At 57.8% G+C, this 22,590-nt stretch carries 22 protein-coding genes; 14 read left to right on the forward strand and 8 right to left on the reverse strand.

Features of this window, described 5'->3' with window-relative positions:
* Positions 1-219 precede the first annotated feature (219 nt).
* A complete protein-coding gene (locus tag GSQ91_RS25590) occupies positions 220-375 on the reverse strand; it encodes a hypothetical protein (protein ID WP_174240665.1) in 156 nt (51 codons plus the stop codon).
* An 81-nt stretch (positions 376-456) separates the two neighbouring features.
* Positions 457-3,267, reverse strand: a complete 2,811-nt coding sequence (locus GSQ91_RS09480; RefSeq protein ID WP_371417099.1) for an ATP-dependent helicase — start codon at positions 3,265-3,267, stop codon at positions 457-459.
* 343 nt (positions 3,268-3,610) lie between these two features.
* On the opposite strand from GSQ91_RS09480, the gene GSQ91_RS09485 reads away from it, so the two are divergent.
* Positions 3,611-3,949 (forward strand): hypothetical protein, encoded by a 339-nt coding sequence (locus GSQ91_RS09485; protein ID WP_158821288.1) that lies wholly within the window; start codon positions 3,611-3,613, stop codon positions 3,947-3,949.
* A gap of 147 nt (positions 3,950-4,096) precedes the next feature.
* On the opposite strand, the gene GSQ91_RS09490 is transcribed toward GSQ91_RS09485, so the two are convergent.
* Positions 4,097-4,756, reverse strand: a complete 660-nt coding sequence (locus GSQ91_RS09490; protein ID WP_158821289.1) for a ribonuclease T — start codon at positions 4,754-4,756, stop codon at positions 4,097-4,099.
* A gap of 71 nt (positions 4,757-4,827) precedes the next feature.
* Between GSQ91_RS09490 and GSQ91_RS09495 the strand changes: the two genes are divergently transcribed.
* On the forward strand, positions 4,828-5,382 hold the full coding sequence (locus GSQ91_RS09495; protein WP_158821290.1) for a TIGR00730 family Rossman fold protein: 555 nt from the start codon (positions 4,828-4,830) through the stop codon (positions 5,380-5,382).
* A gap of 184 nt (positions 5,383-5,566) precedes the next feature.
* On the opposite strand, the gene GSQ91_RS09500 is transcribed toward GSQ91_RS09495, so the two are convergent.
* Positions 5,567-6,166, reverse strand: coding sequence for an ABATE domain-containing protein (locus GSQ91_RS09500; protein WP_254064464.1), 600 nt, complete (start codon positions 6,164-6,166; stop codon positions 5,567-5,569).
* 130 nt (positions 6,167-6,296) lie between these two features.
* On the opposite strand from GSQ91_RS09500, the gene GSQ91_RS09505 reads away from it, so the two are divergent.
* The 5 genes from GSQ91_RS09505 to GSQ91_RS09520 all read left to right on the forward strand — a co-directional run bounded on the left by GSQ91_RS09505 (position 6,297) and on the right by GSQ91_RS09520 (position 9,093).
* Positions 6,297-7,259, forward strand: a complete 963-nt coding sequence (locus tag GSQ91_RS09505) for an alpha/beta fold hydrolase (RefSeq protein WP_174240666.1) — start codon at positions 6,297-6,299, stop codon at positions 7,257-7,259.
* Between the two features lie 48 nt (positions 7,260-7,307).
* Positions 7,308-8,093 carry a sulfite exporter TauE/SafE family protein gene (locus tag GSQ91_RS09510; protein ID WP_158821292.1) on the forward strand — a complete coding sequence of 262 codons (786 nt, stop codon included), beginning with the start codon at positions 7,308-7,310 and terminating at the stop codon, positions 8,091-8,093.
* A 67-nt stretch (positions 8,094-8,160) separates the two neighbouring features.
* Positions 8,161-8,595 (forward strand): DUF971 domain-containing protein, encoded by a 435-nt coding sequence (locus GSQ91_RS09515; protein ID WP_158821293.1) that lies wholly within the window; start codon positions 8,161-8,163, stop codon positions 8,593-8,595.
* Between the two features lie 8 nt (positions 8,596-8,603).
* Positions 8,604-8,807, forward strand: a complete 204-nt coding sequence (locus tag GSQ91_RS26225; protein WP_371417100.1) for an HXXEE domain-containing protein — start codon at positions 8,604-8,606, stop codon at positions 8,805-8,807.
* Between the two features lie 13 nt (positions 8,808-8,820).
* Positions 8,821-9,093: an HXXEE domain-containing protein gene (locus GSQ91_RS09520; protein WP_371417103.1), complete on the forward strand. Its 273-nt coding sequence runs from the start codon at positions 8,821-8,823 to the stop codon at positions 9,091-9,093.
* Here the strand turns inward: GSQ91_RS09520 and GSQ91_RS09525 are convergent.
* Positions 9,090-9,911 (reverse strand): ATP-binding cassette domain-containing protein, encoded by an 822-nt coding sequence (locus GSQ91_RS09525; protein ID WP_158821295.1) that lies wholly within the window; start codon positions 9,909-9,911, stop codon positions 9,090-9,092. The genes GSQ91_RS09520 and GSQ91_RS09525 overlap by 4 nt on opposite strands.
* 29 nt (positions 9,912-9,940) lie before the next feature.
* On the reverse strand, positions 9,941-10,411 hold the full coding sequence (locus GSQ91_RS09530) for a DUF4440 domain-containing protein (RefSeq protein WP_158821296.1): 471 nt from the start codon (positions 10,409-10,411) through the stop codon (positions 9,941-9,943).
* Between the two features lie 47 nt (positions 10,412-10,458).
* Between GSQ91_RS09530 and GSQ91_RS09535 the strand changes: the two genes are divergently transcribed.
* From GSQ91_RS09535 to GSQ91_RS09550, 4 genes are read left to right on the forward strand one after another with little or no spacing between them, the layout of a single operon-like run.
* The gene (locus GSQ91_RS09535) at positions 10,459-12,663 is read left to right on the forward strand and encodes a molybdopterin-dependent oxidoreductase (protein ID WP_158821297.1); all 2,205 of its coding nucleotides are present in this window, start codon (positions 10,459-10,461) and stop codon (positions 12,661-12,663) included.
* A gap of 49 nt (positions 12,664-12,712) precedes the next feature.
* A complete protein-coding gene (locus GSQ91_RS09540; protein WP_158821298.1) occupies positions 12,713-13,609 on the forward strand; it encodes an SDR family oxidoreductase in 897 nt (298 codons plus the stop codon).
* A 55-nt stretch (positions 13,610-13,664) separates the two neighbouring features.
* Entirely contained in the window at positions 13,665-14,024 is a 360-nt protein-coding gene (locus GSQ91_RS09545; protein ID WP_371417101.1) for an RNA-binding S4 domain-containing protein, read from the forward strand.
* Positions 14,014-14,592 carry a GNAT family N-acetyltransferase gene (locus tag GSQ91_RS09550; protein ID WP_216845158.1) on the forward strand — a complete coding sequence of 193 codons (579 nt, stop codon included), beginning with the start codon at positions 14,014-14,016 and terminating at the stop codon, positions 14,590-14,592. Before GSQ91_RS09545 ends, GSQ91_RS09550 begins: the two co-directional genes overlap by 11 nt.
* A 94-nt stretch (positions 14,593-14,686) precedes the next feature.
* Here GSQ91_RS09550 and GSQ91_RS09555 read toward each other — a convergent pair whose 3' ends face one another.
* Both GSQ91_RS09555 and GSQ91_RS09560 read right to left on the reverse strand, forming a co-directional pair.
* Positions 14,687-15,349: a response regulator transcription factor gene (locus tag GSQ91_RS09555; RefSeq protein WP_158821300.1), complete on the reverse strand. Its 663-nt coding sequence runs from the start codon at positions 15,347-15,349 to the stop codon at positions 14,687-14,689.
* A complete protein-coding gene (locus GSQ91_RS09560; RefSeq protein WP_158821301.1) occupies positions 15,346-16,743 on the reverse strand; it encodes an ATP-binding protein in 1,398 nt (465 codons plus the stop codon). The genes GSQ91_RS09555 and GSQ91_RS09560 overlap by 4 nt, the downstream gene beginning before the upstream one ends.
* 222 nt (positions 16,744-16,965) lie before the next feature.
* Here GSQ91_RS09560 and GSQ91_RS09565 point away from each other — a divergent pair, with 222 nt between their 5' ends.
* Genes GSQ91_RS09565 through GSQ91_RS09575 form a run of 3 tightly spaced genes read left to right on the forward strand, consistent with a single transcriptional unit; the run spans position 16,966 to position 22,576 of the window.
* Complete coding sequence (locus GSQ91_RS09565; RefSeq protein ID WP_158821302.1) at positions 16,966-18,303, forward strand: TolC family protein; 1,338 nt, start codon at positions 16,966-16,968, stop codon at positions 18,301-18,303.
* Entirely contained in the window at positions 18,300-19,442 is a 1,143-nt protein-coding gene (locus GSQ91_RS09570; protein ID WP_158821303.1) for an efflux RND transporter periplasmic adaptor subunit, read from the forward strand. Before GSQ91_RS09565 ends, GSQ91_RS09570 begins: the two co-directional genes overlap by 4 nt.
* On the forward strand, positions 19,439-22,576 hold the full coding sequence (locus tag GSQ91_RS09575) for an efflux RND transporter permease subunit (RefSeq protein WP_158821304.1): 3,138 nt from the start codon (positions 19,439-19,441) through the stop codon (positions 22,574-22,576). Before GSQ91_RS09570 ends, GSQ91_RS09575 begins: the two co-directional genes overlap by 4 nt.
* Positions 22,577-22,590: the final 14 nt, after the last annotated feature.

Genomic DNA, 22,590 nt, shown 5'->3' on the forward strand with positions numbered 1-22,590 from the left:
GCTTTTCGCCTATGCCACTACAAACTCCTATGTGTAAGCACCAGCTATGCGTTCTTCTCTTTCCTGCACGCTATCTGGGAGGTGCAAGCAAAGAACGGGAGACAAGCAGGTTCGCTCGCTGCGCTCGGAATGACAACCAGAAAAGCAAAAGAGAGAAGCCACAAACAAAACGACGGGCGGAGCCTAAGCTCTGCCCGCCGTCGTTGAATCTGGTGCTGTTTAGCGCTTGGAGGCGCCGCGTGCTGCCTTCTTGACCTTGGCCTTGTTCTCGCCGCGGGCTCCGGTGCGTGGGGCCTTGGGGGCGGCTTTCTTGCGGGCGGCGCGCTTGACCTTCTTGCGCTCAATCTTGTCGGTGATGGATGAGGTGTTTGCCATGATGAATGTCTTCTCTCTGAACTTTCTGGAATTTCTGGATACTTTGCCGGCGTGAGCGCTCAAAATAGGGATTTCGCTCTTTTACAGTCGCTCGAGCTGGGCGAACTTCTCGACCAGCTTCTTCATGCCGTGACCACTAAATTGTACTGTAAGCTTGGCATCTTCCCCATCTCCTTCGCGCGCAAAGACTACGCCCTCGCCATATTTGGGGTGGCGGACACGAGCGCCTTTGCCCATGCCAGTGCGGCCGGTGGGGGCGTCGGACTCCGCCTTGGAGCGCGTTCCAAACTTCAAACCGCTAGGTTTAAAGCCCGCTCCGCCCTTGCCGAAGAAGGCTGCGGTGTTGTCGAGCGGGCCGCTGCCGGTGCCTCGCTTGATGCCGCCAAAGCGCTGCTCGGCATAAGACTTTGCTCCTGAACTGCCGCGTCCACCCGATTGGTCTTCGTCCTCGTAGCTGTAGTGCTGTTCGCCACCGAAGTCGTCGCCAGCCCCAAAGCGCTTGCCCCGTTGGGGATAGGCGGTCGAATAAGCTCCGCCGTAGGAGGCTGGGGAGAGGTCTTCGACGAGCTTCGACGGGACTTCTTCGAGGAAGCGTGAGGGCATCGACGACTCCGGTGAGTCGTTGCCATAGCGGCGGCGATAGCGTGCCCGTGTCATGACCAGCGTATCCATCGCGCGGGTCATGCCGACGTAGCAGAGACGGCGCTCCTCTTCCATCTGGGTGGGGTCGACCAGTGTGCGCGAGTGCGGGAAGAGGCCCTCCTCCATGCCCGTGAGGAAGACTAGGGGGAACTCCAGCCCCTTGGCAGCATGCAGGGTCATCAGGGTTACGCGTGCTTCGGCGGAGTACTGGTCGGCGTCGGAGACCAGTGCGGCGTGGTCCAGGAACTCGCCAAGCGTCTCTCCGCGAGAGGTTGCGTCCTGCGCGGCATTGGCGAGTTCCTTCAGGTTCTCGATGCGAGAGAAGCTCTCGGGTGTGGCCTCGTCTTCGAGGGCGCGGATGTAGCCAGAACGCTCGTTGAGGAACTTGATGAGTTCGGGTAGTGTGGCCGGGTCGCCGGCCTTGCGGAACGGAGCGGGCGCGTCCTGGGCCTGCGGGGTCTCGGCGTTCTGCTGGCGGAGGCGTTCCTTGATCACGTCGCTCGCAGAGAGTTTGAGTGGAACCGGAGCGAAGGGGTTGAAGCTGCTGGCGTTCTCGGGGGCAACGGTGCTGATCTCTTCGCTGGGACCGAAGTCAAAGTCGAAGTTGAAGCTCGTGTCGAAGCTGGTGTTCGCGTCGTTGGCCACGATGGTGGGTTGTGCTTCTTCTTCTGTGGCAAAGCCGAAGTCGAAGTTGGTGTCGTTATCCGCAGAAGAGGTGGAGGCTGGATCGAAGGATGTGTCTTCGGATGCCAGTTGCGAGTCTGGAGTTTCGAGTTGCGAGTCTGCGGTGAGCGCGGCGAGGAAGTCCGGGCCGAGCATCGCTCTGGCGTCTTCGATGAGACGGCGAAAGCTGTTGAGAGCGGTGAGAGCACGCGCGGGTAATAGCTTGTCTTCTGAGGCGCGGGCGATGGCGTCCCAGGAACTCATGCCGGTGGTTAACGCCATGCGTTCGAGCGTGTCCATCGTGGTCTTGCCGATGCCGCGCGGCGGTGAGTTCACTACGCGGCCAAGTGCGATGGAGTCGTGCGGGTTCTGTACCAGCTTCAGATAGCTGAGAATGTCCTTTACTTCGGCACGGTCGTAGAAGCTGAAGCCTCCGACCATGTGGTACTGGATCTGATAGCGGCGCAGGGCCTCTTCCACCAGTCGCGACTGCGAGTTGGTTCTGTAGAGAACGGCGCAACGCGGCAGCTCTTCGCTTTCGCCGGCTTCTTTTAAATACTTGTTGATGCGATCGGCGATGAACAGCGCTTCGTTTTCGCCATCGGGTGCTTCGTAGTAGCCGATGAGCGAGCCGCCTTCGCGCGAGGTCCAGAGGTTCTTGCCCTTGCGCTGTGTGTTCTGCGCGACGACGGCGCTGGCACCTTCGAGGATGACCTGCGTTGATCTGTAGTTCTGCTCCAGGCGAATGGTCTGGACGTTGGGGAAGTCTTTTTCGAATTCGAGGATGTTGCGGATGTCCGCGCCGCGCCACGAGTAGATCGACTGGTCTTCATCGCCGACGACGCACACGTTGCCGTGGCGGCCGAGCAGCTTCATCAGTTCATACTGCGGGCGGTTGGTGTCCTGGTACTCGTCGATCAGTAGGTACTTGTACTTGCGGTTGTAGCGTTCACGCACTTCGCTCGAGGACTTGAGCAGACGCACGGTTTCGAGCAGCAGATCGTCGAAGTCGAGCGCGTTGGCCTTGGCGAGTTCTTTTTTGTAGATCTCGAAGATGTGCGCAATCTTCTCCTCCAACGGGTTGGTGGAGGCCAGGAAGTACTCCTGGGGGTCGATCATGTGGTTTTTCGCCCATGAAATTCGACCCAGGGCGACGCGCGGCTTCAAGGATTTGTCGTCGATGCCGAGCCGTTTGAGCGCTTGCTTCACGACAGCTTGCTGATCGTTCTCATCGTAGATGGCGAAGGAACGCGTGAGGCCAACGTTGCCAACGCGCAGGGCTTCGATGTCGCGGCGCAGAACGCGCACGCAGAAGCTGTGGAAGGTTGCGAGTGTGGGACTGGCGAGAGTCGAGTGGCCGAGAATCTTTTCGACGCGCTCGGCCATCTCCTTCGCGGCCTTGTTGGTGAAGGTGACTGCGAGGATGCTGTCCGGCGAGACGCCGCGCTCCTTGATTAGATAGGCAATGCGGTGAGTGATGACTCTGGTCTTACCTGAACCTGCGCCTGCGAGCAGCAGGACGGGCCCATCGACCGAGGTAATCCCTTCGCGCTGCTGCGGGTTCATATTGGCGAGAAGGTCGGACACAACCTCCATTTTATCTGTGTTGGAGATTGAAGTTTTGCAGGGGGTGTCTCTGCGTGTGAATTGGTGTGCGTTTATGGACGCATGTGCGTTTGTGGACACAATGAGTGTGCGTTTATGGACGCGGCTAGTAAGTGTGTATGGACGTAGCGTGTGTGGAAACGAAAGCAACATTTGTTGCGCGGAAACTCTTTAGTTACGGGCAAATGTTGCAGTGGCATAAATCTTAAATTTATCTGCAACAACTCGGAACCAATGCGTGAACCGCTGCGTACTGACCTTTGCGACCGGTTCCCTGATGAAGAGAGCGCGGTCTAAATCAAAAGCGTTTTATCAAGGAGTAGTTATGAATCGTCGTTCTGTTGTTGGAGTCATGGTAATGGCGGCCTCGCTGGTATCGGCACAGGCCATGTATGCAGCACCCGCTGCAATCCACGCACCTGTGAATGCGATCTTCGCGAAGGTCAAGTTTGTGAAGTTCACGCTGCGTAACGACTCGGCTGCGCCCCTGAAGTTGAAGGCTGGCGACACTGAGGTAACTCTGCAGCCCGGTAAGACAGTGGATGTGAAGCTCACAGAAGGACAGCAGATCGTCGCCGTCGAGACTTCGCCGAACTATGCTGCTGGAGCTGTGATCACAACGGTTTCGGACCAGTTGAACGGCACCACACTCGCCCTTCGCTAGAGCCGGGCCTGAACTGTAGTCGTTGTAAGAGCGGTGCGCTGTTTGAAGCGCCGCTCTTCGAGGGCCCGGGGCATGTTTGAGCAAGTTTGCTCATCGCCCCGGACAAGTTCAACAGTTGTCGCTTTTCGTCTGCAGTAAAAAAATGCGCTATTCCTGAGCTGTAGCTCCAGGCGGCGTGATCTTCACAGAGTTGGCATGGCAGGTACGAAGTCCCTGGCACACGAGCGGTTTCAGATCTTTGCTGAGGCAGGCTTCGATGGCTGTCAGGTGATTGCGACCACAACTCAACAGAATGCTGCCCTGTGGAAACGTTGGGTTGGCCTCATAGAACAATCCAAGAATCTTGTCGGGCGTCAGACTGATCTCATGGTCTACGTGTGTAAACTCCGCCGGAATCTTCAGGGAGTGATAGGCCTCGCGCTCCATTGCGAAGAAGCGTTGCGGCCCAGCGGCTGAGCAGGTGCCGTGCTTGGCCCACTCGTGATCGAGCAGAGAGAGGTCAGGTGTGAGGTCAAGGTTCTCCGACGGCTTGGCGGGACCGTGCTCTTCACTGCAGAAGACGGGATAGCTGCCATCGTTGTTCTGCGCCCATAGACCATGCAGGATGAAGCCAGGCTTGGCCGCACACTGCGGGGAGACGCCCTGTATTGCGCAGAACTCCGGCGACCAGGAGAGGTTCATCAGATAGAAGTCGAACTTGCCGGGCTCGCCCTTGTTCTGCGCGGTGGCGCTGGTTGTGGACAACAGGATGCTTAGAGCGAACGCCGTGGCGATGGATAGAAAGCGGCAGGATAACCAGGTACGCATGAACTGACTCCAGTCTCGTAGTTGGGTGAGAAGGCCATGATACTCGACCGCAAAAACGGTATTCTGTGTCGATGACAGAGTCTGTTTCGAAGAAGAGTATTGCGGTATTCTGTGCGGCGGCTGAAGGCACGCGGCCGGAGTATCGCGCGAGTGCGGAAGAGCTGGGCCGGGCGCTCGCCGCGCATGACCTGGGGCTGATCTACGGCGGAGCGAAGATCGGACTGATGGGCGCGGTTGCCGATGCTGCGCTGGCTGGAGGAGGCCATGTGGTTGGCGTGATTCCGCATGTGCTGGTCGATCACGAGATTGCGCACCAGGGAATTACAGAACTGCATGTCGTGGACACGATGCATACGCGCAAGGCGCTGATGGGCGAGAAGGCGGATGCCTTTCTTATACTGCCTGGCGGCTTTGGGACGTTCGAGGAGCTGTTCGAGGTGCTCGCATGGCAGTCGCTCAAGCTGCATTCGAAGCCGGTTGTGCTGCTGAATGTGGTGGGCTTCTATGACACGCTGCTGGAGTTTCTCGATGTGTGCGAACGCGAAGGGATGCTGAGGGGGAATCGGGAGAGGTTACTGGTGGCGGGGACGGTGGATGAGGCGTTGAGGCTGACGGGGCTGGTTTAGAGACCGCACAACGAATCAAGGGCTGAAAGCTCGGTATATCTCGCTAGTGCAGACGAGATATACCGGGCTTTCAGCCCTTGATTCGTTGTGGAGTCTCGTACCTGGGGCTTGCGCCCCAGGTTGGGATATATCACCCCTTTGGGGCTTGATTCTGTGTCAGGTCGCTATCCAATGGGTTGCGCTTTTATGCTGTGCTCTGCTGGCGTTTGCGGAAGGCGGCTACCTTGTGGCGGTTGCCGCAGGTAGCCATGCTGCACCATCTGCGCCGATGAGATTTTGTCTGGTCGTAGAACCAGAGGACGCAGTCCTCGCTTTCGCAGGGGCGGACCAGATCGAAGTTGGCTGTGACGAGGAAATCCGCGGCGGCTTCGGCCAGAGGCGCTAGAACTTCTTCGGGTGTGCGGCGTTTCCAGCGACGTGTCAGGTGTGTGCTGCCGCTCTTGTCGGTGGCGAGCTCGAGATAGCTTCGGGATTCGGAGAGAAACTCGTTGAGCGTGGAGACATCCAGACGCTTTTCCGCTTTGCGCCTCTCGACCAGCGTGCGGATCATCTCGCGCAACTTGCGCGCGGCGTTGAGCAGGGTAGATGGCCGCAGGTTGGAGGACTCTTTTGCAACGGGCCAGCCAGCCTGGGCCAGCCATTGCAGTACGTCGCTGTCGCTCTGCAGCGAGTCCACCAGTTCTCCATCGACAAGCGGAACCGTATTGAGAATCTGCAGTGTGGGCGGCTCGGTAAAGGTGTTGGGCTGATCGTGCAAAGCGGATTCCTGTCCAGAGATACTCACGACTTCCCTCCTCGCAATCTCTCCTCTTAATTGTAACCCATAATAATTATGTTGACAGGTTACATTTATCGGAGTAACCATTAAAGGCGAAGATAGACAGTGTCAAGCATCGACTACAGGAGGAAGTGAGATGACGCGAAGAGATTTTGTGATGCAGGGTGGTAGCGTGATGGCAGCAGCAGGTACAGCTTCTGCTGCGACGGAGAAACCGATGGCAAAGAAGACTCTGGTGCCTGTGACGTCGATTCACCGGGTTGAGGCGGATGGCGTTACGGTGTTCTATCGTGAGGCCGGTGCGCCGGATGCGCCGGTGGTGGTGCTGCTGCATGGCTTTCCAACCTCGTCGTTTCAGTACCGCGAGCTGATTCCGCGGCTGGCGGACAAGTATCGGGTGATTGCGCCTGATCTGCCGGGGTTCGGATTTACAGAGGTTCCCGAGAGCCGGCAGTACAAGTACACCTTTGATGCGCTGGCGAAGACGATTCTGGCGTTCACCGATGCGTTGCATTTGAAGCACTATGCGCTGTATGTCTTCGACTACGGCGCACCCACTGGATTCCGTCTAGCGATGGCGCATCCGGAGCGAGTGACGGCGATTGTGTCGCAGAACGGCAATGCGTATGAGGAGGGCCTGGGCGATGCGTGGGCTCCTATACGGCGTTACTGGAGTGAGCCTACGGCGGCGAATCGCGAGGTGGTTCACGAGGCGTTGAGCCCGGAGGGACTCCGTTCGCAGTACACAGAGGGTGTGCCGCACCCCGAGAGGATTGCTCCGGAAGGCTATACGCTGGATGCGGCGATGATTGCGCGGCCGGGCAACATGGATATCCAACTCGACCTGTTTCTCGACTATGCCAACAATGTGAAGTTGTATCCAAAGTTTCAGGAGTACTTCAGAACGTCGAAGCCGCCGCTGCTTGCGATCTGGGGTAAGCATGATCCGTTCTTTATCCCACCGGGAGCGGAGGCCTTCCGGCGCGACAACCCAAATGCCAGCGTCCAGTTTTTGGATACGGGACACTTTGCGCTGGAGACGCATGTGGAGGAGATTGCAGAGGCCATCCGTCCGCTTTTCGCCCGCACCGCAGTCTGAGCGGGTATCGAATAGTGCCAGAAGACCGGCGCTTACAATGAAGTGAGAATGATTTTCGAACATATCCCTCACCTGCACTACATCTGGCTGGTGGTAGCGTCCACGATTGCGGGTGTAATGAACGCGATGGCAGGTGGGGGATCGTTCGTTTCTTTTCCGGCGATGCTAGGCGTGGGGGTTCCGCCGGTGCAGGCCAATGCGACGAACACCGTCGCGCTGTGGCCAGGGCAGCTTACCTCCGTAGCGGCACTGTGGGGTGATGTTCGCCGCGACCTGTTGCCGACGGTCGCGGTAACCTGCGTCATCGGTGGCGTGGCCGGCGCTGAGGTGCTGTTGAATACGCCGCAGGGTACCTTCTTCAGGCTGGTTCCGTGGTTGCTCCTGGGCGGGACGCTGCTCTTCGGGATCAGCGGACCTGTCTCGCGCTGGCTGCGGTCGCGCGCTACGCATCCGCATGAGGGGCACGCGATACCGAAGCTCGGCATGGCCGCGGCGTTGTTTCCGGTGTGCTTCTACATCGGTTACTTCGGCGCAGGCGGAGGCTTTCTCGCGATGACGGTCCTCGCGCTCTTCGGGGTGGAGAACATGCACGAGCTGAACGCGATGAAGGTGGTCGCGGCGCTGCTGTCGAATCTGGTTGCGATCGTCACGTTCATCCTGAAGGGCGCAGTGGTTTGGCACTATTGCGCTATCTCAATGGTCTTTGCGGGAATCGGTGGCTACGTTGGAGCGCGGTTCGCGAAACGGACAAACCCTGCGGTGCTGCGTTTTGTGGTTGTTGCCACTGGCTGCATCATTGCGGCCTACTTTTTCTGGAAGCAGGCCCAAGCATGATGATTTCGCCCGAGGGAATTGGTCGGATCGGCTATGCGGCAGTTGCTATTGTTATGAGGAGATTGGTATGAGCCACGAAGGCATTCGCTTTGTCAGTCCTGAAGAAGCACAGCGTGAGGAGGCTACTCCCAAGCTGACGGGAGACGCGATCTCTCCTGCCAAGGTGCGCGTGGACAAAAGCGGCGGTACAGGCATGACGATCGAGTGGCGCGACGGCCATACCAGTTCATGGAACTTTGCGTGGCTGCGTGCGGCGTGTCCGTGCGCGACTTGCCATGAGGAACGCGATGCCGTTGGCCGTGCTCCGGGTGTGGCGAAGCCCAAACCCGCGTCGTTGTTGCCGATGTTCGAGGCTCCGCCGCGTCCGGTCGATGTGACGCCGGTGGGGAAGTACGCTCTGCGCTTCAAGTGGAACGATGGCCATGAGGCTGGGTTGTACTCGTGGGACTATCTGCGCAATGTGTGCGATGTTGAGTTTCGGAAGCAGTCGCAGAAGGGCTAACGCTGCGTATGCCATCTATCACCATAGGGTGGGTCTTCACGCTCGGTGTGCTGGTTCATAACCTCGAGGAGGCGTTGTATCTTCCTGCCTGGTCGGCAGATGCAGGTAGGTGGTATAGACCTATTGGCGCGAGGGAATTTCGCTTTGCCATTGGTGTGTTTTCGGCCGCGATCCTTGTTTTGACGGCTGCTGCATCGATTTTCGGCTCGTAGCCTTGGGGCGTATCTGATGGCGGGTTACGTGCTGGCTATGGTTCTGAATGTCTTCGCCCCGCATCTTTTCGCCACTGTTTTAATGCGCAGGTATATGCCGGGGACTGCTACTGCGGTGCTATTGAATCTTCCGCTGGGTTGGCTGTATCTGCGTCAGATATTGATGGAACACCGCATCGAACTTCGGGTGTTTTTCTGGGCGGGGCCTTTGGCAGTGCTGGCTATTCTGGCCTTGATACTGGTGCTGTTGGCGCTGGGCCGCCGAGTTACTTCGACTTCGGCCTAAGCCACGGGCAATTCTGGTGTCGCCGCCAGCAGTTGTTGCGTGTAGGATTCGCGTGGTGTCTCGCAGACCTCGCTCCAGGTGCCTGTTTCGACGAGGCGGCCGTGCTGCATGACCGCGACGCGATGACAGAGATAGCGCACCAGCGGCATGGAGTGCGAGATGAACAGGCAGGTGAGGCCGTAACGCTGTTGCAGGTCGCGCAGCAGGTTGATGACCTGCGCTCCCACCGACACATCGAGCGCGCTGACGGGTTCGTCAAGTACCAGGAGGTCGGGACGCAGGGCGAGGGCGCGAGCGATGTTGATGCGCTGCCGCTGGCCGCCGGAGAATTCATGCGGGTACCGCTGCAGCGCGGAGCGGTCGAGGCCGACTTCGTTCAGCAACTCATCGAGCCGGGCCTCCAGGCCCTGGGGTGGGCGCTCTTCGTGGATGGCGAAGGGCTCGGCGAGGGTCTGCTGCACGGTCATGCGCGGATCGAGTGCGGCGTAGGGGTCCTGGAAGACGATGGCGAGCCTGCGGCGCAGGCGGCGCATCTCGCGCGGCGATAAGTGCAGCAGGTCGAGTTCACGCGGCCGCCCCTCCTCGTCTGTGGAGTGATAGAGGATTCGGCCTGCACTGGGTTCGATGAGCCGCAGCAGCATGCGCGCGACGGTGCTCTTGCCGGAGCCCGATTCGCCGACGAGGCCCAGGGTCTCACCGCGGAAGATTTGTAATGACACACCGTCGACGACGCGCGCGGCACCGTAATCCTTGATGAGGTTGTGGGCCTCGATAAGGGGCGTTGTGGCTTCGCTGCTGTCGGTTGGCTGAACACTCATGTCGTCATCAATGATGATACGAGGTTGCGCTACTTCGAGGCAGCGATGTCGGTGCTGGTCGTATCGTCGCGCACGATCTTCCAGCCGGCTGGGGTCTTTTCCATGACGAGCAGGAAGTAGCCATTCGCGTTGCCGACAGTCGCCGTGCGTTCGAGGTGGAAGTGGCCGGTTACTGTTGCGAAATGCTCGTCCAGCGGCTGTACCTCAAGCCCCAGGAACGAGAGCGTCCCCATCTTTTCGCGCGTGGAGTAGCCGGTGCGATAGGCCTCGAGCATCTGCGCATAGCCTCGACGGACTGTGCGGCCGATGAAGAGGATGTCCGGAGAGTTCTTGTAGGACGCGGCAAAGGCGTCGAGATCGCCGTTGTTCCAGTCGACTACGGACTTGTTCAGCACGGCGAGGATGGCTGCATCTCCTTTTGGCGAAGGGCTTTGCGCGGTGAGGGGAAGGGCGAGTACGCCGAATAGAAACGGCACGGCGAGGAGGCGAATTAAGCGCATGGTGAGGCTCCTTTTGATCGAGTCCATGAGATGACTAGAATAGTCCCATGAGCACAGCACCTGCAGGAACGAGGGTTGTCCATACGGTGTGTTCGCACGACTGCCCGGACTCCTGCGGCGTTTTGGTGACGGTCGACTCGCTCACCGGCCGTGCGACGAAGGTGCAGGGAGATCCGTCGCATCCGGTTACACGTGGATTTTTGTGCGGCAAGGTGGCGCGGTATCTCGATCGTGTGTACTCGCCCGAGCGGTTGTTGTATCCCATGCGCCGCAAGGTCGGTGTGGCTAAAGGGCCGCTGCCCAAAGGCCGCGAGGCTGAGTCGTTTGAGCGCATCTCGTGGGATGAAGCGCTGGAGTTGGTTGCGGCGAAGCTGAAGACGATCGCCGCTGAGCATGGTTCCGAAAGTATTCTGCCGTACAGTTATGCAGGCACGATTGGGCAGTTGGGATATGGTTCGATGGACCGCCGGTTCTTCTATCGGTTGGGAGCCTCGCAGTTGGACCGCACGATCTGCTCAACCGCCGGCGGCGATGCGCTGGTAAGCGTCAACGGGATCAAGCTCGGAACATCGCCGCAGGACTTCACGCACGCAGGTCTGATCCTTGCGTGGGGCGCGAACATTCACGGCAATAATATTCATCTCTGGCCTTTTATTGAAGAGGCTCGCCGCAACGGTGCGCGGCTGGTGGTGATCGACCCCTATCGCACACGCACGGCGGCATTGGCCGATGAGCACCTTGCCATTCGCCCTGGCACCGATGTGATGCTGGTGCTGGCGATGATGCATGTGATCTTTCGCGAGGGGCTTGAAGACCGCGAGTACCTCGCCGAGTGCACGACCGGCGCGGAGGAACTGCGCGCTCATGCGCTGCGTGCGGAGTACTCTCCCGCGCGGGCGGCTGAGATCACAGGGCTCGATGCGGACAAGATTGAGCAGCTGGCGCGATCGTATGCCACCGCGGGGCGTGGAGGCCGGGCGCCGGCGGCGATCCGCCTGAACTACGGCATTCAGCGCGGCGAGTATGGGGGCACAGCTGCACGCGCGGTTACGATGCTGCCGCTCATTACCGGGAGCTGGAAGCAGCATGGCGGAGGACTCCAACTGTCGACGAGCGGCTCGTTTCCGTTCAACTCCAAAAGGTTGCAGATGCCGGAGCTGATGCAGTCCAGCCCGCTCGGCCGTGCATCGCGCGTGGTGAATATGTCCCAGCTTGGCCATGCGCTCACGGAGTTGGGGGAGAAGCAGATTACGGGCCAGGGCATAGGCATCGAGGCGGCGTGTGTGGAGGGGCCGCCGGTGAAGGCGCTCTTCGTCTACAACTGCAATGCCGCAGCGGTGGCACCGGATTCCTCGCGAGTGCTCGCCGGGCTTAGGCGCGATGATCTTTTCACTGTCGTGCACGAGCAGTTCTTCACCGATACGACGGACTACGCCGACATCGTGCTGCCAGCAACGACGTTTCTGGAGCACAAGGATGTGCAGGGCGCGTATGGGCATCTGTTCGTGCAGATCTCGCAGCCGGCGATTGCGCCGCTTGGCGAGGCGCGTTCGAACGTGCTGCTTTTCAGCGAGCTTGGCCGCCGCATGGGATTTGAGGAAGCTGCCTTTAGTGACAGCGAAGAAGAGTTGATCGCGCAGGCGCTGGAGACGGAGCATCCGTGGTTTGCAGGTGTGACGAAAGAACGTCTCGAGCGGGAGGGCCATGTGCCGTTGGCGCTGCCGCAAAACGAGCACGGAGAGGTACTGCCCTTCAGCACGCGAGAGTGGTTTCGTACACCGAGCGGTCGCGGCGAATTGACGCCTGTGCCGCGGTGGCATGCGCCGCATGAGTCGCGCTCCGGCGTTGCCGCCAGTGAAGGGAAGTATCCGCTGGAGTTTCTGCCGCGCAAAGCGGACAACTACATGAACTCGACGTTTGCGAACCTGCCTGGGCATCAGCAGATGGAGCGGCGCACGGCGGGCGTGCTGGAGATGCATCCGGTCGATGCGACGGCACGTGGCATTGTGAGTGGTGATGCTGTCAATGTTTGGAACGGCCGTGGGCAGATCGCGCTGACGGCGCGTGTCGGTGTGGCCATTGCTGCGGGAGTTGTCGCGGCAAGGCTCGATTGGCACAAGCTCTCCGAAGACGGTGCGAACGTAAACGCACTGACCAGCGAGCGGCTCACCGACATCGGTGGCGGAGCAACCTTTTATTCGACGCTGGTGGAAGTGGCAAAGGTTGCGGAGATAGCTGCCGATTGGTCATAGATGGCATCTCAAGTTCCTGCAGGCCCGCAACGCGGGAGCTGGAGGATGTATGGCCAAAGATCTTTACACGTTGCAGGATCCGACGAAACAATATCCCTTGCCGAAGTTTAAGCACCAGCCCCAGCGTGTGCCGGGAATCGATGCGAAGATGACGCCGAAGCCCGACCACGGCGAGACGAGCTATCGCGGCAGTGGACGGTTGCCGAACCGCAAAGCACTGGTGACGGGCGGCGACAGCGGCATCGGACGAGCCGCAGCCATTGCGTTTGCGCGCGAGGGTGCGGATGTCGCGATTAACTATCTGCCGAGCGAAGAGCGCGATGCGAAAGAGGTGATTGCGCTGATCGAAGCTGGGGGACGCAAGGCTTTTGCGCTACCGGGCGATATCAGTAATGAGAAGTTTGCCCGCAAATTAGTAAAGGACGCGCACAAGAAGCTGGGCGGACTCGATGTGCTGGCGTGTGTCGCGGGTAAGCAGCATGCGGTGGATAAGATCGCCGATGTGACGACGAAACAGGTGGAAGAGACCTATCGCGTCAATGTTTTCGCGCTCTTCTGGATGTGCCAGGAGGCGTTGGCGTTGATGCCGCCGGGAGGATCGATCATTACAACAGCATCGATTCAGGCCACGCATCCGAGCCCCAGCCTGCTGGACTATGCTCCAACGAAGGCTGCGATTCTCGCCTTCACACGTGCACTTGCACGGCAGGTGGCGGAGGACGGCATTCGCGTGAACTGCGTGGCGCCGGGGCCGGTATGGACGCCTCTGCAAACCAGTGGCGGACAGCCAGATAAGAAGATTCCGGCGTTCGGATCGGAGACGCCGATGAAGCGGCCAGGTCAGCCGGTGGAGATGGCCCCGCTGTATGTATTGCTGGCGAGTCAAGAGTCGAGCTATGTGACCGGCGAGGTGTATGGCGCGACCGGAGGGCTTGAGGTTGGATAGCGGTTGTATTTCACACCTATGGCCGTAGAGAATCGAAGTCATGGATAGCGTACGGATGGACAAGTGGCTTTGGGCCGCAAGGTTTTTCAAGACCCGCGCTCTGGCTGCGCAAAGTTGCGAGCTCGGCAGAATTCAATCGAACACGATACAAGCCAAGCCGGCTCGTGATGTTCGTGTGGGCGACAAGCTGCGCGTTAAGAACGACAGCGGCGAGTTTGAGATTGAAGTTCTGCTGTTGAGCGAGGTGCGTGGTCCGGCCGCTGTCGCGCAGACTCTCTATCGTGAGACGGACGCGAGTAAGGAAGCCCGCGCGAAGGTCGAAGCGGATCGGAAGATCATGGCGCAGTTCGAGGTGCCCGTGGTGCGGCCTTCTAAGAAGGATCGCCGGCTTATCAATAAGTTTCGTGGCCGTTGAAATTTCGCTGTCGCTGAGGATAACGGCGTTACGCTATTGCATGGTTTTAATTCGCGCAGCGACACAGGACGATGCAGGCTCGATCTCTCGAGTGCATATCGAAAGTTGGCGAACCACCTATCGAGGGATCGTGCCGGACCAGTTCCTGGCTGATCTCAACGCAGAGGAAAGAACCGTTCGATGGCGTGAAGTCATAGATTCCGATCCGTATGTTCTTATAGCGGAGAGAGACGGCCAGATCGTTGGATTTATCAGCGGTGGGGCCATCCGTGAGCCCTTGGAAAAATATGATGCGGAGTTATTCGCGATCTATTTGCTGGCCGAAGTACAGGGCAACGGTATTGGTACATCGCTTTTGATGGAACTGGCAAAGCGTCTGGATGAAGGCGGCTTTCAGAGCATGGCCGTATGGGTGCTCGAAGCCAACGAGTCGCGCGGCTTCTATGAGAAGTCGGGAGCCGTTCGCGTTACCGCGAAGGAGATCGAAATCGGAGGAGTTCTGCTTCCGGTGGTTGCTTATGCATGGCCTAGTCTTAAGACGGTTGTTGCTTTAGAGCATTTTCAATAATAGTTTGATGCGTGGATGACAGCTTTTGAGTGATGTGAGCATGCCTCACACTATCGATGAAAGTTGTTCTAACGTTCAGTTGGTAAGTTACTCTTCACGCTTCGTCCTGGAGCCACTCGGAGGAGTATTTTTCAATGGCTATTCTGACGAGCTGGCTGCGGGTTCTTACGCCAGCCTTCGCAAATAGCTCTTGAATGGTGGCCTTGATGGCCGTCTCCGAGGATTGCATTCGCGCAGCGATCTCTTTATTCGTGAGCCCATCCAGGATGCTGCGGAGCACCTGATGTTGCCTGTTGGTCAGAGATCTGACTCTGCTCGCCGCAGATGGGAGATCGTCGCTGCCGGCACTGAGAGACTGTACGATCCCGACATCCCACCACGTTTCACCCGAGGCTACTCTGCGGAGTGCTTCTATAAGGCGGCGTGGGTCGCTGTGTTTGAGGATGATTCCAGCGACGCCGTCATTCAGGGCATTGAATATGGCGCTGGCTCTCATGCCGGCCGTGACCATCAACACTCTCGCTCGGCTGTTTTCAGAACGCAGATGCTTGAGCAGATCCGTACCGACTTCGGCGCCTAGATCATAGTCGAGTAAGACAATGTCGATAGGGCTGCTGGCCAATATCTGTTTTGCATCGGCCAGTGTTGCACAGTGAGCGACTACCTGTAGTTCGGATTCGCTGTTGAGCAGGCGAACCAGGCTTTCGCGAAAGAGGGTGTGGTCGTCGACCAGGAGAATGCGGACGTGTTTGTTCATGATTTCGACTCGAATTCACTTGCTGCCGCAAGATCGACGATAAAGCATGCGCTGCCGGGTAATGGTGTGTAGCGGAGGTCGCCGCCAAACGACCGTGCGAAGGCGCGCGCAAGATAAAGACCCAGTCCCGTGTTCTGAGCTCCTGCCTGAAAGGGGCGGAAGAGATCGTCTGGACGAGTCACACCGCCGCCATTGTCGATCACTTCCACGATGACCCGCGAGCCTTCGCTTCTGGATGTGATGGATAGCTGTCTGTCTGAACTTTTCTGTGAGAGAGAACGAATGCTGTTCGTCGTCAGGTTCAGGAATACCTGCATGAGATTGCTGCTATCGGCCCATACCAGGGGCAGACCGGAACATGCGGTCCAGATGCAGGTAATCTCTTTGTCGCGCAGCGACGGGGCAATCACAATGCGCAGATCTTCCAGAACAGCCTGCAGGTCGATCTCCGAGGCTCTGTCCGGATAAGGACGCAGGTCGATGGATGCAATTCGTTCCAGCGCAATCACGAGATTGCCGAGCGCTTCAAAATCTTTGCTGTTGGTCAGCAGATGACTGCTTTCAAGGTTCTGGTGGACGACTGCGATGGCTCCGCAGACGTTACGAATCTCATGCGAGACGGCGCTAACCGCGATACGTGACCCGGCAAGCATCTGGTGAAGGCTGGACTCCTCTCGGGTCCGCAGCTCTTCGGAAGAATCAAGAATCATGGCTGCAAGACGCGATCCCGAATCGGTGCGATACGTCGAGAAGCAGATCTCTGCCATGAACGACTCACCGTCGTCACGCAGGCCATGGGATTGCATGACGGTGCGGAACAGGTGTTGGCTCGTGTCCTGATGTGAGACGTTCAGGAACGATGGAAAGTAGCGATATATCGAACGGCCGGGCAGCGTCTGCGCTTCGACTTCCAGGATGCGATGTGCAGCCTCGTTGGCCATCAGCACAATGCCCTTGGAATCCGCGGTGATGATCGCTGCAGGACTGCTTTCAATCAGCACCATCAACTGTTGTTCGGCGTCGCGCCGGGCATCGCTTTGCCGCTCGATCTCATGGAGATGTTCCATGATGATCTGCCGGTTCCGGTTTACCTCATGGACGAATACGCCGATGGAGAAGAAGGCCATAAAGTAGAGGACATCGCGAGGCAAGCCGGTGCGCAGATTCCATGCGAACTGATCGAACTCTTCCGTAAGGTACGTGCAAAGCCCTGCCGCAACCGCCATTTGCCACGGCTTAAGTACTCTGCCCAGCATGAGCATCGGCAAGAGGTAGAGAAAGCCAAGGGGCACTTCGTCGACGACCTGGTAATCGATCAACGCTATGAGCGCGATGAGGATGCAGGCCCAGATGAGAGTGAATCGTCTACTGCCACGAAAGATGGATAGGAACATGGCTCTCCGTTGACGCGGCCTTCGCGTTGGCAAGGTGCGGGAATCAAGGTCGCGGGTGACCAGCTTCAAGAAGGCGCGATGCAACACGTTGAGAGACGATCTGCTCCAGATACCATGATGCCGCCTGGATAGCCTCACGCCTGCCGGATTGACCGAAAGATAGCCTGCTCGTACCCGCAAGATAGGGACTATTTGGCCCTAAATACCCCTAGCCTTGATTCAATGATATCTCCCCGATCTCCAAGAGCACTATGGCTGGCACGCCGGGCGGGCGCTGGCAGGCGCTCGATTCGCGCGCTCGTAAAGTGGTCTGCTCTATGCGTCGTCCTGATAGCGTCGAGCGAAATCGCGAGTGCTCAATCCGGTTACACCTGGGACCAGGTCAAAGCGAAGTTCGAAGCCGCGAACCCTGTGCTGAAGTCCGATCAACTGAATGTGGATGAGATGAAGGCAGAAGAGATTACGGCCTACCTGCGGCCGAATCCACAGTTCACGATGACTGAGGATGGCGTGCAGCTAGCGCGTCACAATGGTGTCTGGCAACCGCTCTCAGGCGTGCAGCTCCAACCCAATTTCAGTTATCTGCATGAACGCGAGCACAAGAGAGCGTTGCGCCGGGACAGCGCCAAAGAGGGCACGCAGATTGCGGCTTCGCAGCACGAGGACCTGGAGCGCAATATGCTTTTCAGCCTGCGCTCGGCTTTTGTGCAGACTCTGGAGGCCAAGGCTGTGCTGGACCTGGCGAAGGCCGACCTCGAATACTACGACCAAATCATTGAGATCAGCCGTTCCCGCTTCAAAGCCGGAGATCTTGCGCAGATCGACCTGGACCGGATTGAGTTGCTGCGAGTGCAGTACGAGTCGGAGATCCAGATGGCGATCGTCAACCTGCGCTCGCAGAAGATTGCTCTGCTGCAACTGCTGGACGATCGCACGCCGGTGGATCAGTTCGATGTAACAGGATTCTACGGATTCACCGGCGATCTGAAGCCGCTCAACAACTTTGAACAGCAGGCACTCGATGCGCGTCCCGACCTGCGAGCCGCGGTGGAGTCCATCGAGCAATCGAAGACGAACCACAAACTTGCAATATCGAATGGCTCGACCGATCCCACCTTCGGTGCATGGTATACCTACAACCCATCCTTCAATAACCCTAACGATCAGCAGACGCTTGGGCTGAGTGTGAACATTCCTCTGCGCATCTTCGATAAGAACCAGGGAGAGAAGCAGCGCACCCTGATCGACATTGACCGCAATCAGCAGTTGACGGAGGCGGCGCGTGCGCAGGTGTTCAGCGATGTGGATTCGGGGTATGAGCAGGTGCGGAGCAACATCGCCCTGCTGATTCCATACCGTGACAAATACAAGGACCAGGCCATACGCGTGCGCGACACGGTGACGTATGCCTACCAGCACGGCGGCGCATCGCTGATGGATTTTCTCAATGCGCAGAGCGACTACCGGGTAGTGCAGTTGGCCTATCTGCAACTGATTGGTTCCTATATGACAGCGGCGAGCCAGTTGAATCTTGCTGTCGGACGAGAGGTGATTCAATGACCCGAAAGATTGTGTTGAAGAGTGTGGCCTCGTTGGCCACATGCCTGCTCTTTGTTGGCTGCGAGAAGAAGTTCAATCCGAGCGATGGTGCGCCTCCCAAAACCAACGTCACCACTACGGGAGATATGAGCAAGGTCACGGTGGATAAGCCAAATCTGTTTCTTCTGGTGGCGGCGGAGCAGATAGAGGCAGCCGATGAGCTGACGGCTACCGGTTCGGTCAATCCCGATATTTCCATGGAGCAGCCCGTTATCTCGCTGGCCAACGGCCGCGTGGTCGATATTCTGGCGCGCATCGGCGATCAGGTCAGGAAGGGGCAGCTGCTGCTAAAGGTGCAGAGCCCGGATGCAACGGCGGCTTTTGATACCTATATCAAGGCTGATGCCGATGAGGTTCTGGCGCGCAAGACACTGGTCCGCACGAAGGATCTTTATGAACACGGCGCCGTTCCGCTCAGCGCCGTGGAACAGGCGGAGGATACGGAGAGAGATGCGAAGGCTGACCTCATCGCCGCGGAAGAGCAGCTCAGGACGTTAGGCATCGATAAAGCGCATCCCTCCAGCATCGTCGATGTAAAGTCGCCGATCTCCGGTGTCATCGTCGCACAGAACGTCACCAATGCTGCGGCAACGGGTATTAGCTATGCGGGCAATACGGGCGCATTCACCGTCGCGGATCTTTCGCATGTGTGGGTCATTTGCGATGTGTTTGAAAACGATATTCCCAAGCTCGCAATTGGGCAGGAAGCAAAGATCGCATTGGTCGCGTATCCCGGCAAGGTTCTAACCGGGCGCATCAGTGAGATCGATGCCATATTGGATCCCAACATCCGCACAGCAAAAGTGCGTATTCAGGTGCCGAATCCCGGCATGTTGCGCCTGGGTATGTTTGTGAATACAACCTTTGAGAGCAAGGACCTGAAGGCGCATCCCGTGGTGCCTGCTCCGGCTGTGTTGCATCTGCATGATCGCGAGTGGGTCTTTGTTCCCGCTGGTGGAAATACCTTCAAGCGCGTCGAAGTCCATGGCGGCCGCATGTTGGATGGCAATCGGCAGGAGCTTCTGTCGGGCATAGATCCCGGACAGCAGGTTGTTTCCAACGTTCTGCAGCTCGAAGCAACGTTGGAGGCTCAGCAATGATCAAGAATCTTGTAGATTTCGCGCTGCGAAGTCGCTTTCTGATCCTGGCCATTGCGATTTTGCTATTCGTCTGGGGTGCGATCGCCTTTCATAATCTTCCGGTCGATGCCTATCCCGATGTTGCGGACAACTATGTCAACGTGATTACGCAATGGCCGGGGCATTCGGCCGAAGACATCGAAAAACAGATCACGATTCCCACTGAGATTTCGATGGCCGGAATTCCCGGCCTGATGAACCTGCGTTCGTTCAGCCTGGCAGGCATCTCGAGTATCATGCTGAATTTCAATGATACGACCCTGAATGACTGGAACCGCGAACATGTCGTGGAGCGGCTCACGCAGGTTACGTTGCCGAACGGGCTTGTGCCGCAACTGCAGACCGATTGGAGTCCCGCGGGACAGATCTACTGGTACACGATTGAGAGCAAGAATCCGAACATCGATGTTATGGAGCAGAAGGCAATCGAAGATTGGACGCTCCAGAAGCAGTTCAAGAGTGTGCCTGGAATCGTCGACGTCTCCGACATGGGTGGCATGACGAAGGAGTACCAGATTCGTCTCGATCCGGATAAGCTCGTCAGCTATGGCTTGAGCATCGGACAGATTGAGCAGCAGCTCCAGAACAACAACACCAACGCGGGTGGAAGCTTTATCGTTGCCGGCGCGCAACAGATCAACGTTCAGGCGCAAGGCCTGTATGAGAACGTACAGCAGATTGAAGACACACTGGTCAAAACTTCGAATGGGTCGCCCGTACGCATCAAGGACATTGCGGTGGTCGACCAGGGTGCGAAGATCCGGCTGGGGCAAATTTCAAAGACCTACAAAGACGTCAATGGAACGCTGATCGACAATCCCGATGTTGTCGAAGGTACAGTCCTGCTGAAGAAGGGTGAGGATGCCGACCCAGCACTGAAGGGGATTGAGGCCAAAGTTAAGCAGTTGAATGAGCAGATCCTGCCCAAGGGCGTGAAGGTTGTGCCGTTCCTGGACCGCAGTGAGTTGATCCATCTGACGACGCATACGGTGCTGCACAATCTGACCGAAGGCATCGTTCTGGTCGTCATCATCCTGATGCTGTTCCTGGGCAATGTGCGTGGCGCGATCATTGTTGCGTTGACGATTCCATTCGCGCTGCTGTTCGCCTCGATCTGTTTGGGTCTCCAGCATATTCCGGCGAATCTGCTGTCGCTTGGCGCGCTGGACTTTGGCATGGTCGTCGACGGCTCGGTTGTGATGATTGAAAATATCGTCCGCCATCTGAACCGTCACACGGAGGGAGCTCAAAGCACGCAGGACAAGATTCGCGAAGCGGCGCACGAGGTGCAGCGGCCCGTGTTTTACGCGATCGGCATCATTATCACCGCGTATCTTCCCATCTTTACGCTGCAGGCGGTAGAAGGCCGTTTGTTCAGACCGATGGCGTGGACGGTTGCATTCGCCCTTTTGGGCGCTCTGATCTTTTCGATGATCATTGCCCCGGTGCTGGCTAGCTTCATGTTCCGCAAAGGCGCCAGAGAATGGCATAACCCGGTGATGGAATATCTGACGAACACGTACCGGAAGAGGGTTGCCGAGGCGATTCATCACCGCAGCATCACTGTCGGTATTGGCATTGCGGGACTTGCCCTGGCCATCTTCCTCTTGTACAGCGGTGTCATCGGCTCCGAGTTCCTGCCGCATCTCGATGAAGGGTCGATCTGGGCGCGTGGCTCGCTCGCTCCCTCCACAGGCCCTGACGAAGCCCAGGCCATTGCCACCAAAGCTCGTCTCATCATGGCCAGCTTTCCAGAGGTCACGAACGTTGTCGATCAGATTGGCCGTCCTGATGACGGTACCGACTGGACTGGATTCTTCAACACTGAATACAACATCAACCTTAAGCCCAAGGAGGAGTGGCGTCCGGTCTTTCATCAGGACAAAGACTCTTTGATCGCATCGCTCAACCAGCAGCTCCAAACGATTCCCGGTGTGATCTGGGGTTTCTCTCAACCGATCGAAGACAACATGGAAGAGGCTGTCAGCGGCGTAAAGGGTGAGCTGTCGCTCAAGATCTATGGCGACGACTTCAAAACGCTGGAAGCAAAGGGCAATGCGGCGGTCAGTGTGATGAGCAAGATTCCTGGTGTGGCGGATCTTGGTCTGTTCCGCATTATCGGCCAACCGAATCTCACCTTTACGGTCGATCGTCTTGCGTGCGCGCGCTTTGGCATCAATGTTGCCGATGTGCAGGATGCGATCCAGACGGCAGTAGGCGGCAGTGTGTTGAGCGAGGTTCTAAAAGGGGAGGCGCAGTATGATCTTGTGCTGCGCTATCAGAAACCCTATCGCGATACAAAAGAAGCCATCGAAAACGTGCGGTTGCTGTCGCCCTCCGGCGAGCGTGTTTCCCTGGCGCAGTTGACCAAGATCGGTACGACCGATGGGGCGGAAGAGATCTATCGCGAGGGCGAGCAGCGGTATATCGCTGTGAAGTACAGCGTGCGTGGCCGCGATCTGGGAAGCACGGTCGAGGAAGCCATCAAGAAAGTGGAGAAGGAAGTTCCTCTGGACAAGGGCTATCACTTTATGTGGGCCGGCGAGTATGAAAGCAAGCAGCGTGCGGATAAACGGCTGGCACTTATCGTACCGATCACGATCCTGTTGATCTTCATCATTCTGTACATGATGTTCAAGTCGTTCAAGTGGGCGGCCTTGATCCTGGTGACAGTGGCTCTGGCGCGCGTGGGTGGTTTGCTGGCGCTGCTGATAACGCATACCAACATCAGTGTTTCGTCCAGCGTGGGTTTCCTTGCGTTGTTTGGGGTGTCGGTTCAGACCGGAGTCATCATGCTGGAGTACATCAATCAGCTTCGAGCCCGCGGTCACTCCATTGAAGAGGCTGCAATCAATGGTGCGGTGCTGAGACTGCGACCCATCATGATGACCATGCTGGTGGCTACGCTTGGTTTGATTCCTGCAGCCTTATCTCATGGCATCGGCTCCGATTCACAGCGGCCCTTTGCGATTGTGATTGTAGGCGGGTTGATCTCTGATCTGGCTATGAGCATCTTCCTGCTGCCAACACTCTACGTCTGGATCGCACGGGACCATGATGTTTTGCCGGTTCCCGATCCGGAGTTTGAGAACTAGGATGTCGGTGATTC

This window comes from Granulicella sp. S156 (assembly GCF_009766105.1).
GTDB lineage: Bacteria > Acidobacteriota > Terriglobia > Terriglobales > Acidobacteriaceae > Granulicella.